At 35.8% G+C, this 18,005-nt stretch carries 18 protein-coding genes; 11 read left to right on the top strand and 7 right to left on the bottom strand.

Translation table 11 applies throughout. The annotated features are described in order from the left end of the window. Positions 1-8: 8 nt before the first annotated feature. Positions 9-704: an aspartate/glutamate racemase family protein gene (locus ACXAGJ_RS01510; protein WP_474836489.1), complete on the top strand. Its 696-nt coding sequence runs from the start codon at positions 9-11 to the stop codon at positions 702-704. Positions 705-716: 12 nt separating this feature from the next. Then, on the top strand, positions 717-1,757 hold the full coding sequence (locus ACXAGJ_RS01505; RefSeq protein WP_474836487.1) for an NADP-dependent oxidoreductase: 1,041 nt from the start codon (positions 717-719) through the stop codon (positions 1,755-1,757). Here ACXAGJ_RS01505 and ACXAGJ_RS01500 read toward each other — a convergent pair. After that, a complete protein-coding gene (locus ACXAGJ_RS01500) occupies positions 1,754-3,274 on the bottom strand; it encodes a DEAD/DEAH box helicase (RefSeq protein ID WP_474836485.1) in 1,521 nt (506 codons plus the stop codon). The genes ACXAGJ_RS01505 and ACXAGJ_RS01500 overlap by 4 nt on opposite strands. A gap of 174 nt (positions 3,275-3,448) precedes the next feature. On the opposite strand from ACXAGJ_RS01500, the gene ACXAGJ_RS01495 reads away from it, so the two are divergent. The 5 genes from ACXAGJ_RS01495 to lpdA all read left to right on the top strand — a co-directional run bounded on the left by ACXAGJ_RS01495 (position 3,449) and on the right by lpdA (position 7,366). After that, complete coding sequence (locus ACXAGJ_RS01495; protein ID WP_474836483.1) at positions 3,449-4,309, top strand: alpha/beta hydrolase; 861 nt, start codon at positions 3,449-3,451, stop codon at positions 4,307-4,309. A gap of 71 nt (positions 4,310-4,380) precedes the next feature. Then, a complete protein-coding gene (msrB, locus tag ACXAGJ_RS01490; RefSeq protein WP_473286859.1) occupies positions 4,381-4,869 on the top strand; it encodes a peptide-methionine (R)-S-oxide reductase MsrB in 489 nt (162 codons plus the stop codon). After that, positions 4,869-5,264 (top strand): peptide-methionine (R)-S-oxide reductase MsrB, encoded by a 396-nt coding sequence (gene msrB, locus ACXAGJ_RS01485; protein ID WP_473286858.1) that lies wholly within the window; start codon positions 4,869-4,871, stop codon positions 5,262-5,264. Before msrB (ACXAGJ_RS01490) ends, msrB (ACXAGJ_RS01485) begins: the two co-directional genes overlap by 1 nt. Positions 5,265-5,291: 27 nt before the next feature. After that, positions 5,292-5,789, top strand: a complete 498-nt coding sequence (locus ACXAGJ_RS01480; RefSeq protein ID WP_474836480.1) for a hypothetical protein — start codon at positions 5,292-5,294, stop codon at positions 5,787-5,789. A 185-nt stretch (positions 5,790-5,974) separates the two neighbouring features. Further along, positions 5,975-7,366, top strand: coding sequence for a dihydrolipoyl dehydrogenase (lpdA, locus tag ACXAGJ_RS01475; RefSeq protein WP_073313440.1), 1,392 nt, complete (start codon positions 5,975-5,977; stop codon positions 7,364-7,366). A 69-nt stretch (positions 7,367-7,435) separates the two neighbouring features. On the opposite strand, the gene ACXAGJ_RS01470 is transcribed toward lpdA, so the two are convergent. From ACXAGJ_RS01470 to ACXAGJ_RS01450, 5 genes are all read right to left on the bottom strand, one after another. Beyond that, positions 7,436-8,164 (bottom strand): Dph6-related ATP pyrophosphatase, encoded by a 729-nt coding sequence (locus tag ACXAGJ_RS01470; RefSeq protein WP_474836478.1) that lies wholly within the window; start codon positions 8,162-8,164, stop codon positions 7,436-7,438. Positions 8,165-8,167: 3 nt separating this feature from the next. Further along, complete coding sequence (gene aroQ / locus ACXAGJ_RS01465) at positions 8,168-8,584, bottom strand: type II 3-dehydroquinate dehydratase (protein WP_474836476.1); 417 nt, start codon at positions 8,582-8,584, stop codon at positions 8,168-8,170. After that, positions 8,581-9,210, bottom strand: coding sequence for a porin family protein (locus ACXAGJ_RS01460; RefSeq protein ID WP_474836474.1), 630 nt, complete (start codon positions 9,208-9,210; stop codon positions 8,581-8,583). The genes aroQ and ACXAGJ_RS01460 overlap by 4 nt, the downstream gene beginning before the upstream one ends. A gap of 121 nt (positions 9,211-9,331) precedes the next feature. Next, a complete protein-coding gene (locus ACXAGJ_RS01455; RefSeq protein WP_474836472.1) occupies positions 9,332-9,922 on the bottom strand; it encodes a porin family protein in 591 nt (196 codons plus the stop codon). 186 nt (positions 9,923-10,108) lie between these two features. Next, positions 10,109-10,699 (bottom strand): porin family protein, encoded by a 591-nt coding sequence (locus ACXAGJ_RS01450; RefSeq protein ID WP_474836470.1) that lies wholly within the window; start codon positions 10,697-10,699, stop codon positions 10,109-10,111. 165 nt (positions 10,700-10,864) lie between these two features. On the opposite strand from ACXAGJ_RS01450, the gene xerD reads away from it, so the two are divergent. Genes xerD through ACXAGJ_RS01435 form a run of 3 tightly spaced genes read left to right on the top strand, consistent with a single transcriptional unit; the run spans position 10,865 to position 13,658 of the window. Beyond that, a complete protein-coding gene (gene xerD / locus ACXAGJ_RS01445; protein ID WP_474836469.1) occupies positions 10,865-11,761 on the top strand; it encodes a site-specific tyrosine recombinase XerD in 897 nt (298 codons plus the stop codon). A 3-nt stretch (positions 11,762-11,764) separates the two neighbouring features. Then, the gene (locus tag ACXAGJ_RS01440; protein ID WP_474836467.1) at positions 11,765-12,718 is read left to right on the top strand and encodes a hypothetical protein; all 954 of its coding nucleotides are present in this window, start codon (positions 11,765-11,767) and stop codon (positions 12,716-12,718) included. Then, on the top strand, positions 12,711-13,658 hold the full coding sequence (locus tag ACXAGJ_RS01435; protein ID WP_474836465.1) for a leucine-rich repeat domain-containing protein: 948 nt from the start codon (positions 12,711-12,713) through the stop codon (positions 13,656-13,658). Before ACXAGJ_RS01440 ends, ACXAGJ_RS01435 begins: the two co-directional genes overlap by 8 nt. Before the next feature lie 16 nt (positions 13,659-13,674). On the opposite strand, the gene ACXAGJ_RS01430 is transcribed toward ACXAGJ_RS01435, so the two are convergent. Next, positions 13,675-15,210, bottom strand: coding sequence for an NAD(P)H-hydrate dehydratase (locus tag ACXAGJ_RS01430; protein ID WP_474836463.1), 1,536 nt, complete (start codon positions 15,208-15,210; stop codon positions 13,675-13,677). Between the two features lie 350 nt (positions 15,211-15,560). On the opposite strand from ACXAGJ_RS01430, the gene thrA reads away from it, so the two are divergent. After that, on the top strand, positions 15,561-18,005 hold the full coding sequence (gene thrA, locus ACXAGJ_RS01425) for a bifunctional aspartate kinase/homoserine dehydrogenase I (protein ID WP_474836461.1): 2,445 nt from the start codon (positions 15,561-15,563) through the stop codon (positions 18,003-18,005).

Raw genomic sequence — 18,005 nt, 5'->3', positions numbered from 1 at the left:
TCAGACACATGAAAACAATAGGCTTAATCGGAGGAATGAGTTGGGAATCATCAGCTATGTACTACCAACTCATCAATACATACACAAAAAATATGCTTGGCGGTTTACACTCTTCCAAGAGTATATTACTAAACGTTGATTTTGCAGAGATCGAACAATTGCAACGTCAAGGAGACTGGGAAACTCTCAATCAATTAATGGTAGACGCAGCAAAGCAATTAGAAAAGGCTGGAGCCGATTTTATCGTGCTTTGTACCAACACCATGCATTTAACCAGTCCTGAGATTATCAGCAACGTTTCCATTCCCTTTTTACATATTGCTACGGCAACTGGGGAGAAAATAAAAGCTTCAAGATTACAAAAAATAGTTCTGCTTGGGACTAAGTTCACTATGGAAAAAGATTTTTATAAAAATACTTTGCAGCAGGATTTTGGTCTGGACGTAATCATTCCTAACGAAACTGATAGAGAAATCGTTCATAACATCATATACAAAGAACTGGTACTAGGCAACATTGTTGATGAATCCAGAGAAGCACTAAAAAAAATCATCAAGACCTTAGAAAACCAAGGCGCACAAGGAGTCATTCTAGGGTGTACAGAGCTTCCTTTATTGATCAAACCAGATGATGTTGACATATTTGTATTTGACACCACAAAGATTCATGCTGAGCGTGCTGTAGAATTGGCACTAAACAACTAGATACAAGCACCTATGGCCTTACTAAAAAACCATCAATGGATCTATACCAAACGTCCGCAATCTATAGTTACTAATGAGCACTATACATTAAAAGAATCAACTATAGATACTTCAATTATTAAAGAAGGTGAAGCTTTGTTACAAGCAAAGTACTGGAGTGTAGATCCGTATATGAGAATTCAGCAATCTCAAAATAACACCTGGGAGGCACCACACCCCTTAGATTCTTTACAAGGTGGTGCAGCAGTATGCCAAGTGCTTGTATGTAAAGATCCTAAATCCAATATAAAAGCTGGAGATTGGGTATTATCCTATACCGGTTGGCAGGAATATGCTGTTGCCAAAACAAGTGAATTAAGAAAACTGGACCCCAACGAAGTTCCAGTAACCACAGCACTGGGCATATTAGGAATGCCCGCACGTATTGCATACTTTGGATTGATCGAAGCCGGAATACCAAAGGAAGGGGAAACGGTAGTAGTCTCTGGTGCTTCGGGGGCTGTGGGGCAAATTGTTGTTCAAATTGCAAAAATCAAAGGATGCAAAGTGATTGGTATTGCTGGATCAGATGAAAAATTAGCATATTTAAAAAACGTACTCGATGTGGATCAAGTAATCAATTACAAAAAACATCCATCTCATCAGAAAATTAAAGAAGCAATTAAACAGGTATGTACAGAAGGTATTGACATTTATTATGATAATGTAGGTGGATTTATTACAGATGCGATCTTTGAGTTAATTAACCACAAAGCAAGAATTATTATTTGCGGACAAATATCTCAATATTCGGGAGGATTAGATACTCCTGAAATGGGACCACGATTTTTACACCACATATTATATAAACGCGCAACTATTCAAGGGGTTTTAGCTCGAGATTATAATGACAGAATGGATGAAATGCTCGATGAAATGACCCCTTGGGTTAAAGATGGACGTTTGAAATATCAAGAAACCATAATAGATGGATTTGAAAACCTACCCAATGCCTTGAATATGTTATTTCATGGAAAAAATAAAGGAAAACTAATGGTCAAGTCCACAATCTAGTTATCCATAAACAATTGATTGATCTTGGATCTTAGTTTCCGCTTATAATCCTCTTCTAACCAATCCCTGTAGTTCTTGGTACTTTTACTTATACAATAAGAATATCTACGAACTCTATATTCGATATCCGAAGCCAGCAGTTTACTGAGGATTCTCGCATCAAAAACATCTTCGCTATTCTCTACACACATACGAGCATGTTGTTCAATCGATTTTTCTAAAACCGTCAAGCTGCGTAGATTGTATTTTTTCGTTTTGGAATATTCTTCTTCTATATCAAAGTCAAAATCCGTGGAGTTTGCAAATTCTTTTCGGATATCATCCGGCATGACATACTTGAAATTTCTTTCAATTTCTTCATCGCCAATTAGATTATCGTAGTAAAAATCTGGAGACCTAAAGATAGATTGCCAGTCCACGTCAGAGTTCCACAATCCAAACCTTGCCGTATTATTTCCTAAATCAATGATCGAAAACTCTGGTTTTGTGGGGAGTATTCTAGATCCCCTACCGATCATTTGAAAATATAACGTGAGTGATTTTGTCGCTCTATTTAGGATAACAGTTTCTACGGTAGGTTCATCAAAACCAGTAGTTAAAATACTTACCGATGTTAGAATAGCATCATCGGTTTCTTTAAACCATTTTAAGATATCCTCTCGTTCTTGCTTACTATGTGTATTATCTAAATGGCGTATCGGATATCCTGCTCTTTTAAAGGTATCATACACATAAATCGAAGTGTTGATCCCGTTATTAAAAACCAAGGTCTTTTTACCTTTACAACGCTCTTCATATGCGCGTAGCAGCTTATCCTGCATCAGCATATTAGTATATAATTCCTCAGAGGATTTTACGGTGTAGTCTCCGTTCATTCCTATTTTTAAGGATCCTAAACCTACATCATAGGTATAGGTAACTGGTTTGGCCAAAAACCCATTTCCAATCAAAGAATTAATAGTGTCCCCAACGATAAGTTCGTTGTAATTATCTTTCATTGGAAGCTTCATGTTGGAGCTCAAAGGTGTCGCCGTAACCCCCAGAATAAAACAGTTTTTGAAGAATCTAAATAGTTTTCTAAAGGAATTATAATGGGCCTCATCAATGATCACCATTCCGATATCATTCAGTTCTAACTGATCATCGTTCAAGCGATTATTTAGTGTTTCGACCATGGCCACAAAACACATATACTCATCCTGATCATATAACTGCTTTACAGAACTATTAATGATCTTATTTTTTACCCTAAACTCACTTAGCATCTTAGAAGTCTGTCCGCATAGTTCTATACGATGCGTGAGTACCACCACCTTTTTCTTGGTACTTTCAATATATCGTCTTACGATTTCAGAAAAAATAACCGTCTTCCCTCCTCCTGTTGGTAGTTGGTACAAAAGATTGTATTTTTCAGGAAACTCTTCTAAACGACTAAAGATTTTATCGATATCTCTTTTTTGATAATCGTATAAGACCTTTTTTCCTGTATTTTTTGTTTCGGTGGGGGAAAATCCCATGCAGCTTTGGTTAAAAATAAGCTACAAAATTAAGCACTTTATCAGGTTATACGAAACAATTCTTGAAATATATTTCTTCACTTTGTTGTTATGAAATGTTAATTATTGATAATTCTTTCATTTAGAAGTATCTCTTGTTATAATTTTAATGCGCAAAATAAATCTAAATAGCACGTGGAAAAAGATCTAATTCCTGTTCAGGCGTTACTTATACCAAAACCCATTCTATATGCTGGCAAAATACTGAATTGGATTTCTCCTTTTCTCGCTTCTCGATTTGCTGCTCGTATTTTTCTTACTCCATTCAGTTACGAAATGCCAGAACGAGAAAAAAGCATGTATGAGCAAAGCAAAAAAGAGTTGGTTCGAGTAAATTCCATCAATCGAGACATTATGGTGTATCATTATGGAGACGCTCCCAAAAAGATACTTTTGGTACATGGATGGTCTGGTAGCGGCACACAGTTATCAAAAATTGCAGATCAATTATTAGCCAAGGGATATAGTACGGTGAGTTTTGATGCTCCCGCTCATGGAAAATCTCCAGGAAAAAGAACCCTTTTACCACATTTTATTGAAGCGATCCATTACCTCGAAGAACAATATGGTCCTTTTGAAGCCGCAATTGGTCACTCTCTGGGTGGTATGTCTTTATTGCGAAGTACAAAACATGGACTCAACATTCAAAAACTCATTATTATAGGTACCGCCAATAGTATAACTGCAATCACCAAAAACTTTGCTAAAAATCTGCAGTTAACTGAAAAAGTAGCTACACTGCTTAAATCTTATTTTGATCATCGATATGGAGAGGATCTTAATAATTATTCTGGAGCTGTTTCGGCAAAAGGAATCAAAATTCCTACGCTTGTGGTTCATGACAAAAACGATGTGGATGTACATTATAGTTCGGCTCATGAGATTACTGACGCCTTAGAAAGTGGAGAGCTATTGTTAACCGAACAATTAGGGCATCGCAAAATTCTTGGAGACCAAAAAGTCATTTCCCAAATCGTAAAATTTATTTTGGAATAGTTGTTGATACGTTATTGAAAACGAATTTGTACGACTATTACTAAAACTTTATTTAATTTTAATTAAAAAATATGAAACGATTATTTGTATTATGTTTTGTAGCTTTAGTAGTAGGTTGTGCAGGTAACGCTCAAAAAAATGTCAAAAAGGAAAAGAAAGTATATGCTGTTTCTAAAACCAATGAGGAGTGGAAAGAGATTTTAACACCAGAACAGTACTATATTTTGAGACAAGCAGGAACAGAGCGACCCTATTCTAGTATATTAAACAAAGTATATGACGATGGGACCTTTCACTGCGCCGCTTGTGATACGCCTTTGTATGAAAGCAAATATAAATTTGACAGCGGAACAGGTTGGCCAAGTTTTGACAGAGCAGTAAAAGGAAATATTGAAAAAGACGTTGACTATAAAATAGGATATGCAAGGGTAGAATTAAAATGTGGAACCTGTGGTGGTCATTTGGGACATGCATTTAATGATGGTCCGCGAGAAACCACTGGATGGAGGCATTGCATCAATGGAGATGCCTTAGTATTTGTACCAGAAAAAACCAAATAATGAAAAAATACCCTGTAGAGAAAACCGAGCAAGAGTGGAAAGAACAACTTTCTGATGATGAATATGTTGTGTTACGTCAGAAAGGAACCGAAAGACCATTTACTGGTAAGTACAACATGCATTTCGAAAAAGGAACGTACACTTGTATGGCTTGTAGTGCTCCCCTATTTCATAGCAACACCAAATTCGACTCTGGGTGTGGATGGCCAAGTTTTGATGAGTCGATAGAGGGAAGTATCGAATATATAAGAGATACTTCACATGGGATGATTAGAACCGAAATAGTATGCACAAATTGCGGAAGCCATCTGGGTCATGTCTTTGATGATGGACCTACAGCGACCGGACAACGGTACTGTGTGAATTCGGTTAGTATCGATTTTGACAAAAAATAATTTACAACAAATAAACACTTAGAATTTATGAAAAAGATTATTGCATTACTTTGTTTCTCTACCTTATTAATTACTTCTTGTACCAGTGATGATGATACAGATTTTGATACTATTGGAAGTACTTTTGAAATTACCCGAAGTTTTAACCCTGCTAATAACTTCACCGTAGAGGCAGTTGTACCCGACAATGTAGATGTATTCGATGCTGATGTGGCACTTGTATATATATTAGATCCTACAAGATCTACTGCACAATTAGATGTGTGGGAGCCACTACCAAGAACATTCTTCTTCTCACCGAGTGGTTTTGCTCAGTTTCAATTTAATTTCATATTCGATGCAGAGCAAAGTATCGCTAGTATAGAAATATTTTTAGAAAGCGACGATCTGGGAGCATTAGCGGCAGATATTACCGACAATCAGGTATTTAGAATTGTAGTTGTGCCTTCTGCATTTGCACAGAATCCTCCAGTAGATTTAAACAACCTGGAAGCAGTAAAAACAGCTTTAAAACTAGAGTTCTAAAGATTTGATATAAAACTAATATATCACAGAACACACGATAAATCGCACAAAAAATTAACACTATCCTTGGGATAGTGTTTTTTTTATGCTTAAATACATGAAAACCTTGTTTTAAGGAAAATCTAATTCCTTTTTAGAATCGCCGAATTATCCTTAAATTCGTGACTTCAAAAAAATCGACATTTATGAGCACATATGATATCATTGTTTTAGGTAGTGGTCCTGGAGGTTATCCTGCCGCGATTAGAGCTTCACAACTTGGGTTTAAAACCGCAATTATAGAAAAAGAAAGTTTAGGTGGTGTATGCCTAAATTGGGGATGTATTCCTACCAAAGCTTTATTAAAAAGTGCACAGGTTTTTGATTACTTAAAACACGCATCAGATTATGGGCTTACTGTAGAGAATTTTGACAAGGATTTTGGAGCGGTTGTAAAACGTAGCCGAGGAGTTGCTGAAGGAATGAGCAAAGGAGTTCAATTCTTAATGAAGAAAAACAAAATTGATGTAATTGAAGGTTTTGGTAAACTAAAATCAAGCAACACCATCACGGTTACAGATGCAGATGGTAAAGCAACAGATTACCAAGGAAAACACCTAATTATTGCTACAGGTGCAAGATCAAGAGAACTTCCAAACTTACCACAAGATGGGAAGAAAGTTATTGGTTATAGAGATGCGATGTCTTTACCAGAACAACCAAAGAAAATGATTGTAGTTGGATCTGGAGCTATTGGTGTTGAGTTTGCACATTTTTACAACGCCATGGGAACTGAAGTAACTATTGTAGAGTTCCTACCTAATCTTGTTCCTCTTGAAGACGAAGAAGTATCAAAGCAGTTCGAAAGAAGCTTTAAAAAATCTGGAATCAAGGTAATGACTAATTCTTCTGTAGAAAGCGTAGATACCAGTGGAGATGGTGTAAAGGCTACTGTAAAGACTAAAAAAGGAGAAGAAGTTCTGGAAGCAGATATCGTGTTATCAGCTGTAGGAATTAAAAGTAATATCGAAAATATAGGCTTAGAAGAATTGGGTATTGCTACCGATAGAGATAAGATTGTAGTAAATGACTGGTACCAAACTAATATCCCTGGTGTATATGCTATTGGAGATGTGGTTCCTGGTCCTGCCTTAGCTCACGTTGCTACTGCAGAAGCTATTACCTGTGTTGAGAAAATTTCTGGAATGCACGTAGAGCCTATCGATTATGGAAACGTTCCTGGTTGTACTTATGCTACTCCTGAAATCGCGAGTGTAGGAATGACAGAAAAGCAAGCTAAAGAAGCTGGTTATGAATTGAAGATCGGGAAATTCCCATTTTCTGCATCTGGAAAAGCAAGTGCCGCAGGTACTAAGGATGGATTTGTAAAGGTAATTTTCGACGCCAAATATGGAGAATGGTTAGGATGCCACATGATTGGTGCTGGAGTAACCGATATGATCGCTGAAGCGGTTTTAGGTAGAAAATTAGAAACTACAGGACACGAAGTGTTAAAAGCAATTCACCCTCACCCAACCATGAGTGAAGCAGTAATGGAAGCCGTTGCTGATGCTTACGACGAGGTGATTCATTTGTAATAGATTTTCAAATTATCATAAAAAAACCTCAAAGTAAACACTTTGAGGTTTTTTATTTTTTTAAAACTATCATTTAGGAATCAAATCACAATACCAAAAGGAAGTGTCCCAATTCTTATCTGCGTCATCTTTAAAACAATCATCATCCTGATCAGAGGCGGGCTCATAGCCACGCAGTACCTTCTCTCCTATTTCAAAATCTATAGGGGATTTAAATATAGGGCCATCATACACAAAAGTATGAAACTCACCATTCTCTCCACAAGGATCCACTTCTGCAGGTAATTCTTCGATAAAACTGTGATCCAATACTCTACCACAAAAATGTTCATTCAGATATTTTGCATTTACACAAACGGTAATGGCCTTAAAGCCTAGGTCAATGAATTCGCGAAGGAGTTCTTTGGTATCTTGTTTCCATAAAGGAAAAGAAGCCTGTATTCCTACTTCATTTAATTGTTCTTCTCGATATTTCCTGAGGTCTTCCAAGAAAATGTCTCCAAAAATACAATGAGAATATCCTTGCTTTTTCATCTGTTCTACCTCTGTTCTCATGGTGTCTGTATAGGTTTGCATAGACACTCGTGCAGGAAATTCAATTTTATGTAAAGGAATCCCTATGCTTTCCGCTTGTCGATCCAATAATTCTACACGCAAACCATGCATAGAAACTCGGTTATAATCTCTATTTACCGTAGTGATCAATTGCGAGATGTCAAATTCTTTATGTTGAAGCACATGGTATAGTGCAAGGGAAGAATCCTTCCCGCTGCTCCAATTAAAATAAGTCTTATCCATAGGTTATTTTAAAAAGCTTTGTATGGCTAATTCATAACTCTGTAACCCAAAGCCCAAAATAACCCCTTTCGCATTTGGAGAAATATAAGATTGATGTCTAAACGCTTCTCTCCCAAAAGTATTGGATATATGTACTTCTACTACAGGAGTGGCAATGGCCTTAATCGCATCTCCAATGCCAATAGAAGTATGTGTATATGCACCGGCATTAAGAATTACACCATCAACAGTATCATCTGCCTCTTGAATTTTATCGATCAATTCTCCTTCAATATTGGATTGGTAATACGACAAGTCAACAGAAGGGAACTGTTCCTGTAATTGCTTAAAGAAACCTTCAAAAGTCTGATCTCCGTAAATACCAGGCTCTCTTTTGCCCAGTAAATTTAAATTTGGTCCGTTGAGTATTAACAATTTCATTCTTGTACTGCTGGTTCTTGTCTTCTATTGTTTTTAGTCTTAAATAAATAGCCTACGGATAACTGGACTAATGAAGTATTGGTGGATACATCCAGCACATTGGTATCAATCACATCGCTAAGTCCTAGATTATAATGAGCTTGAAGAAACAATCCGCTTTCGAATTTATATCCTGCTCCCACGATCCAACCAAAATCAAAATTATTAAAGGAATCAAAAAACTCTTCTGGAGTATCATCATCGGATTCTGTAGCATTAGCCAAAGTAGCAAAACGAGGACCTGTTTCTAAGCTAAAATGATTTCCGAAATAAAACTTTGATATTAAAGGAAGGGTTAGGTAATTTAGGCTGATCTTATTTTCAGCACCATTTTCTTCAATGGTATATCCTTGTGCAGAGTATAGTATTTCTGCTTGTATATAGATTTGCTGTGTAATCGGAAACTCGACTACAGCTCCAAGGTGCATTCGAATTCTAGCATCGGTATCCTCAATATCTCCACCAATATTGGCATAGTTCAGTCCGGCTTTAAAACCTGCTCTAGTATACAAAGGTTCCTCATCCTGTGCATAGGATGAAAAAGTAGCAAACAGTACAATTAGGGGCAAAAAGAATGTTTTCTTCATTTTTTTATTCTATAAAACGTACTCAAATGTAGTTTTATTTTTAAACATAAGTACATCTATAAAAGAAAAAAGCTTCTTGTTACTATGTCTAAGAAGCTTTTTAATCTTTATTTTTCACCTATTATAAGAACATATATCCTAAGGAAAACTGAAAAACCACATTGTTTACTTCAGAAATATCAGAATCAATTTTGGTTACATCTGTCAATCCCCAATTAAATCGACCATCTATAAAAACCCCTACCTCTGATTGATATCCCAATCCAAAATTAAGGCCAAAATCGAAATCTGTTAGTAGTGATCTAATACTTCCCTCAAATCGTTGATCAACACCATCAATCCTAGCAGTTATTTGATCATTAGCACATAATAACATACCTAATTGTGGCCCCGCCTGGATATTAAATCTTTTACTTAGAAAAAGTTTAAACATAACAGGGATGTTAATATAATCCACCTTACTTATTGTTTCTATATCCTGAAATACATTTTCTCCTCCTTGTGAAGAATATACTAATTCTGGTTGTAGGTGTATTTTTTTGAATATAGGTATTTCTACCAATGCTCCGATATGAAAACTTGTTCTATAATCCGTAGAACTAAAGTCTGAAAAATTTACTCCACCCTTAGCTCCAAAACGTTTTTTTTCTTCTTGCCCTAGAAGATTGCCCGAAACACCCAATAACCAGATTGCTAAAAAAACTTTTTTCATTATTATTTATTGATTTAGTTTAGAAAGCAAATCTACTTGCAAAATAGTACTACAAATAGTATCATTGTTTCATTATCGAGGAGATATGTTTCTCAAAATGAACTTCAAGGAACATATGTTAAAGGTATTAAAGAAAAAGGCGTTATGATTCACATAACGCCCTTTATACTAATCTTTTTCTAAGGATTAGAATTTATACCCTACAGAAACTTGGAATACCGAATTTTGAACACTATCATCTCCGATTACATCTTCTTCAAAAATATTGGATAATCCTAAGTTATAACGACCTTCAAAAAACAGTCCCATATCCAATTGATATCCTGCTCCAAAATTAAGACCGAAGTCTACAGACCTCAATTGATCTTTGATATCGTCATCAAATGGTTGTCCAAGATCAGTACCTTCAGAATTTGCAGATAATAAGACCCCAATCTGAGGACCCGCCTGGATACTAAATCCTTTTGCTGCATAAAATTTAGCCATTAAAGGAATGTTTAAGTAATCTAATTTAGTTTTAGATTCAAAACCATCCTCATCTACCTGAGTTCCCTGAGAAGAATACAGTAATTCTGGTTGAAACGCGAATTTTTCAGAGATCGGAATTTCTACAAGTCCACCAATATGGAAACCGGTGCGATTATCTGTTCCTTCATTATCTCCTTTTACATTATTGAAGTTTACACCCGCTTTGGCTCCAAAACGAATTGAGTCTTCTTGTGCGTTCATACTAACCCCGATAAATGCAATTGCGATAAATGCTAAAATTTTTTTCATAATTAATGTTTGTTTATTTAAAATTTACAGAAGCTGATGAAACAAAGACCTTGCCACTTTTATTTTTCTTCTGATCATTCACTACAAATTTGAAGAAGAAAACAACTCACATTTTAATCGCTTCCAGTTTGCATAAAGATGCTTTTCTTTGTTATTTTTATGCTAATGAAATGGGAACACACCTTAAAGGATTATCAACACTATCTTAGAATAGAAAGAGGACTTTCGGAAAACTCAATAATCAATTATGCACTGGATATCAAACGCTTATTATCCTTTCTTGAAAATTCTAAAATAGAAACCTCTCCACTATCTATAGACAAAGAAATCTTACAACAGTTTGTTTTTGAGACCGCAAAATTGGTGAATGCAAGATCCCAAGCAAGAATCATCTCTGGGTTAAAAAGTTTTTTTAATTATTTAGTGTTTGAAGATTATCGGGAATCCAATCCAATGGAGTTGATTGAGTCTCCTAAAACAGGAAGAAAACTACCCGACACCCTATCTGTGGAGGAGATCGATTTGATCATTTCACAAATTGATTTAAGTACACCCGAAGGAGAACGCAATAGAGCCATTGTAGAAACTTTATATGGATGTGGACTACGGGTTACCGAACTTATTGAGTTAAAGTTATCCCACCTCTTTTTTGACGAAGGGTATATAAGTGTAATAGGAAAAGGAGATAAACAACGATTTGTACCCATTGGTGAGACCACTCAAAAATTCATCAATATTTATCACAAGGAAATACGCAATCATATCAATATTCAGAAAGGCCATGAAGACACATTATTCTTAAATCGAAGAGGAAAACAACTAACCAGAGCCATGATTTTTACAATTATTAAGCGTTTGGTAGAAAAAGCTGGTATCCATAAAAAAGTGAGCCCTCACACCTTTAGGCATTCTTTTGCCACTCATTTATTAGAAAATGGCGCAGATTTAAGAGCCATACAATTAATGTTAGGTCACGAAAGTATTACGACTACAGAAATATACATGCATGTTGATCGTAGTCATTTAAGCGAAGTAATGAATAATTTCCATCCTAGAAGATAATTTATGAAAGTGATTTGTTTAAGGTTTATCGCACTCTTTTTTATTCTCTTAAATCAATCGCTGTACGCTCAAAATCTAAATATTGATGGCGGAATCCTACTACAGGCAGAAATTACACTCGGAAACCAGAATCAATGGTTAAAACTTGGTGTATTTGGATTTGGGACTATCAATTATGGTGATCTTTCTGTTGAAAGTGGTGTCTCTTTTACAACCTATCAATTCATAAAAAGACACACCAAAAAAACTTCTGGATTGGCCTATTCTTATGAGTTTTTCGGTTTGGGAGGTATTGGTAAAAACACTAATTTGTTAGGATCAGCGGTTTCTAACACAAATACTGGGATCATCTTCAATACCACAGGAAAAGGAGGCTTTAACGGATTAGGTTTTGGTTTCGGTAAAGATCATTTACCCAAAGAATTAAAATCCTATGGGTTAAAGCGAGGTGCACTACTAATGCGCTTTAGTAATGCTAATCATAATATTCATTTTGCATTTATGAATGATTTTAAAATCGGATGGTTTAATGGTGCCGGAACAGATTATGGAGTAACTGGTAGTTTAAACGTTGGATTTACCAAAATTGAAAATCCAAATACCATTTATCAGGTCGGCTTGGGTATAGATATATTTACCGCTCGTCCCGATTATAGCAGATCCCCAAGAAATCCTGTGAACTCTGATGACGGACGTAAAAATGTTTGGTATACCTTACCTCCTTTCAAAGATTTGTTTTATGGAAATTTATATGCATATGGAACGTATCAGGATGAATATTATAGTGTACACTCCAAACTAGGAATCAACAGTCAAAAAGCTGGTGCTTTTATTCAAAATACCTTACACGATAGTATAGGTTTGAATCCTCGTTTCCCATGGGCAGTGGACACCAATGACAAAATTTATATAGAAGTTTCAGGAAACGCTTTATACAAAAATGTAACGAATGATTAAAGTTAGGCATACATATCTTTTAATTCTCGGTCTATTATCCGTACTAAGTGGTTGTAATACCTACAAGAGCTTCTATAAGAAAACGCACTATTTCATTACTGAAAATAGTAAACTAAAAAAGATCTATAGACTTGATTTAAGTGGTCAAAACTTAAATGCATTACCCAAAGAGGTTCAGGAATTATCAAACCTAAGAATGCTGAACATCAGTAATAATCCAAATCTAGATCTTGAAGACGTATTAAAAACAATCACTGGGAATAAAGAACTAAGCATTCTAATTATGGATAGTATGGATATCGATAGATTGCCCGAATCCTTAGGAAAGCTTACTAATCTATCTCAACTATCTTTGGTAAACAATCCAGGTCTTGATTGGAAGCAGTCCTTTACTGTATTATCTACACTTCCTTTAGATTTTCTCAACCTGAAACGAAATGACATCAAAACGCTACCAGAAAATATAGTGGAGCTAAGATCGATTAAAGATCTCAACCTTTCCTACAATCATTTAGAAGGAACTCAAAATTTTGAATTCTTAGCAAAACTTCCAAAACTATATTCGCTATGGTTAGATCATAATGAAATAAAAGAACTCCCAGAAACTATAGGAAAACTTGACCAAGTACGTTTCTTATATATTGATCATAATGAATTATCACATCTACCAGGAACCATGAAAGACATGAGAAAGGTATGGGTGATTCACGGAGGATACAATAAGTTCGAAGAGTTGCCTCCGGTTTTTACCAAAATCCCTGGATTGTTTATGGTACATATGAATAACAATCAAATAAGCATGATTCCTGAGGTTTATAGCACTGAAAAATATCCCTTAGCGGGATTACTATTAGATAACAACCCAATCTCTGGGGTGGAAAAAGAAAAAGCCCAAGAGTTATTCAAAGGCTTTTTTCTGTTATCATTTGAGCAAAAGTAAATACTCTATATTTTGATCATTTTTGTTCTTGTGCCTGTTGCTGTGGCTGCCTAAACAACTCCAAATAAGCCTGACCAATGTTGTTCACGATATCGCCAGCAATTAACGCTTCAAAGCCATTTTTTTGAGCGATCAGGTCTCCAGCACTACCATGTAAATAGGTACCCAATACTGCTGCCCTGATTGGATCATATCCTTGTGACAAAAGTCCAGTAAGCATTCCTGTTAACACATCTCCACTACCAGCTGTAGCCATACCAGGATTCCCAGAATTATTAACATACATTTGATCTTCGTATATAATAATAGAGTTAGCTCCTTTTATGATAAGAACACAACGATGCTTAGCAGAAAACTCCTGTGCTTTTCTTATTTTGTCAAAATCATCCTCCCACTTCCCTATTAAACGTTCCAACTCCTTAGGATGTGGTGTAATGATGGTTTGCAAAGGAAGATGTTCTAAAAGCTCAGGTCTTTTAGCCATACAGTTTATAGCGTCTGCGTCAATAACCATAGGAGCTTTATTTTCTTTCAAAAACTCTTCAAACGCTTTAATCGTTTTCTCATCGGTTCCCAATCCCATTCCTATACCTACCGCAGAAGGTTCAAAATCCAAATTGATCTCTTCCAACTCGTCATCGCTATCGGTAATTATCATCGCTTCTGGTACAGTAGTTTGCAATATTTCATATCCACATTCAGGAACATAGGCAGTGGCCAAACCTGCTCCCATTTTTAAAGCTGCTTTGGTGGCCAATACCATACTTCCTATCTTACCATAACTTCCTCCTATCAATACACAATGTCCAAAAGTACCTTTATGACTATATTTATGACGCGAACGATATAAAGGGACTACTTCGTTTTTATTAATCAATTCTGCGATACCAGGTGTTTGATGTAAGAAATTGCGATCTAACCCAATATCAATCACTTCCACCTCTTTGGTATACCCTCCGGTTTGCGGTAAGAAAAAGACTAACTTAGGTAATTGAAAAGTAACAGTTACATCAGCAAAAATTACTCCTTCAGGATCATCAGGTTTTTTGTAATCATACAGACCAGAAGGAATATCAACAGAGAGCGTAAAACAACGTGCATTATTAATATGCTTAATCAGTTGAGTCACCCAAGGTACCAACGGTCTATTTAATCCAATCCCAAAAATGGCGTCTATCACCATGTCCTGGTATTGAACATTAGGAAAATCTTCTTCAGATTTAATTTGGAAAGGCCATTCTTTTGCTATTTCCTTTAATCTATCATAATTCACCAGAAAATCTTTGGATCGATTCTCACTGAAGTTAACGATATAAGTTTTTACATTATAACCATGTTCTACTAATAATCTTGAAATCACCAATCCATCTCCTCCATTATTTCCTATACCGCAAAACACATGGATAGGTATTTGTGCTCCCTGTAATCGATGATGCAAAAGATTAAAAATTTGACTTGCGGCCCGTTCCATTAATTCTAAAGAAGTTATTTTCTCTGATTTTATGGTAACTTCGTCTGCCATACGCATTTGTGATGCCGAAAATATTTTCATGAGCTTACTTTGCTTATTTTTTTTGAGAATTCTACAACGAAACTATACCTATATTATTGAATTAACAAAAGTTTAAGGATAGTTCTAATTTAATTTTCTCTAAAAGTAAAAAATTATACATTTGAACTTATAATATAAAGCAAACTAATGTTAAGTACCGTTTACATCTCGGCTTTGTGGATTAGGTTAGAAATGATTACCCTTTCTGGGAGAACTTCTATCACTGGTACTACTATTACCCCTAGGGGTTAATGCATTATATATCACCACAGAAAGAGTACGTAGTTTATAGCGAGTAAGCTGCCGAAAATTAAGCTTTATCACTTTTATTTCAATCTAAAAAACATATTATGAACGTTCTAAAATTTGGAGGTTCGTCTGTAGCCAATGCGGCTACCATAGAAAAGGTAATTCATATCATTGAAAACCAATCATCTACCACACCTTTGTATGTGGTAGTATCTGCGATGGGAGGAATTACAGATCTATTACTACAGGCAGGAGAAGAAGCCTCAAACAATAATGAAGAATATAAACAAACGCTTGCTACTATCGAGCAAAGGCATTTTGATGCCATAAAAGAATTAATTCCTATCACCTCACAAAGTGCTATTATCAGTAAAGTAAAATCTGAACTTAATGCACTAGAATCTCTTTGTGAAGGAGTTTTTCTATTAAGTGAATTGTCTGAAAAAACCGCTTCGGTAATTTCAAGTTTTGGTGAAATGTTGTCTTCTTATATTATATCTGAAGCGGCTAAAGTAAAAGGGCTTGATATTCTTCTAAAGGATTCAAGAGACCTGATTGTTAAAACTGTAAACTCAAAAGTTTCTATAGATTATAAAGAAACTAATCAAAGAATCAAGGAGTTTGCTTCTGCTACAAAACACAAAGTATGCCTGTTTCCAGGATTTGTGGCAAGAACACAAGATGGAGAACCCACTACTCTAGGAAGAGGAGGATCCGATTTTACGGCTGCAATTCTGGCCGCTGCAATAGATGCCAATGAGTTACAAATCTGGACAGATGTAAGCGGTATGTATACCGCCAATCCAAAATTGGTAAAACAAGCCAAACCTGTAGCTCATATTTCATATCATGAGGCCATGGAACTATCTCATTTTGGAGCAAAGGTGATTTATCCTCCTACTATCCATCCGGTATTGGATAAAAATATACCTATAGTTATCAAAAACACTTTCGAACCCGAAGTCAAAGGGACATTAATCACAAGAGAAGTCTCGGATCGGGAAAAACCAGTTACGGGGATCAGCCATATCGATAACATCTCCATTATCTCTTTGGAAGGTAGTGGTATGGTGGGTATTCCAGGTTTTTCAAAACGTTTGTTCGAAACGCTTTTTCTTAATAACATCAATGTGATTCTCATCACTCAAGCATCCTCAGAACATTCCATCTGTTTGGCGATAGAAGCATCTGAAGCGTCAAAAGCCAAAACGGTTTTGGATATTACTTTTGAATTTGAAATTGCTAAAAAGAGATTAGATCCTGTAAAAATTGAAAAAAAAGCTGCCATTGTTGCCCTGGTTGGAGATAATATGTATTCTCATCAGGGATTGAGTGGTAAAATGTTCAGTACTTTAGGAAAAAACAATGTCAACATTAGAGCCATTGCACAAGGAGCTTCAGAAAAAAATATTTCTGTGGTCATCGAAGAAAAAGACATCAAAAAAGCACTGAATACGCTACACGAAAGATTCTTTGAGGTGAAGACAAAACAATTAAACTTGTTTGTTACCGGTGTAGGAAATGTGGGAAGCAAATTATTAGAACAGCTAGATCAGCAGAAAAAATACCTTAAAGATAAATTAAGACTAAAAATTAGAGTAGTCGGTATGTCGAATTCTCGAAAAATGATTTTTGATGAAGGAGGTATTGCTTTAGATCAATGGGAAGAAGCATTGGATAATGGAGAAAAGGCAGATGCTAAGGCATTTTTTGAAAAAGCAAAGGAGATGAACCTACGAAACTCCATATTCGTAGATAATACCGCTAATCCAGATATTGCCAAAATTTACAAATATTACCTGGCCGAAAGTATGGCAGTAGTGACCTGTAACAAAATTGCTTGTGCTGATGAGTATAACAACTACGAAGAGTTGAAAAACCTATCGAGAAAATTTAATGCTTCGTTCTTGTACGAAACCAACGTAGGTGCCGGTTTACCGATTATAGACACGCTCAATAATCTTATCGCTTCAGGAGACAATGTTCACAAAATACAGGCTGTACTTTCTGGAAGTCTCAATTTTGTTTTCAACAATTACAAAGAAGGTGTTACCTTTCATGATATAGTAAAACAAGCCCAGCAAGAAGGATATACCGAGCCTGATCCAAAAATTGATCTAAGCGGTGTCGATGTAGCTCGTAAAATTTTGATTCTCGCCAGAGAAAGTGGTAAAATCATGGAACTAGAAGATATTGAAAATGATTCTTTCTTACCTGCTGATAGTTTGGAAACCAATAACGTGGAGGATTTTTTCACCTCCCTAACTGGAAATGAGTCTCATTTTAAATCTATTCTTGAGGAGGCAAATACAAAAGATAGTCGATTGAAATATGTAGCACAATACGAAGATGGTACTGCAAAAGTAGGACTACAATTCATTCCTGCCGATCATCCTTTTTACAACCTTGAGGGTAGTGATAATATTGTTCTTTTTTATACAGACAGGTATCCAAAACAGCCTCTTATTGTTAAAGGAGCAGGTGCCGGAGCGGATGTAACTGCTTCAGGAATTTTTGCAGATATCATTAGAATAGGTAAAAAATAG

This window comes from Aquimarina sp. AWH4_224, from assembly GCF_056160245.1.
This window is presented reverse-complemented; position numbering and strand designations above follow the sequence as displayed.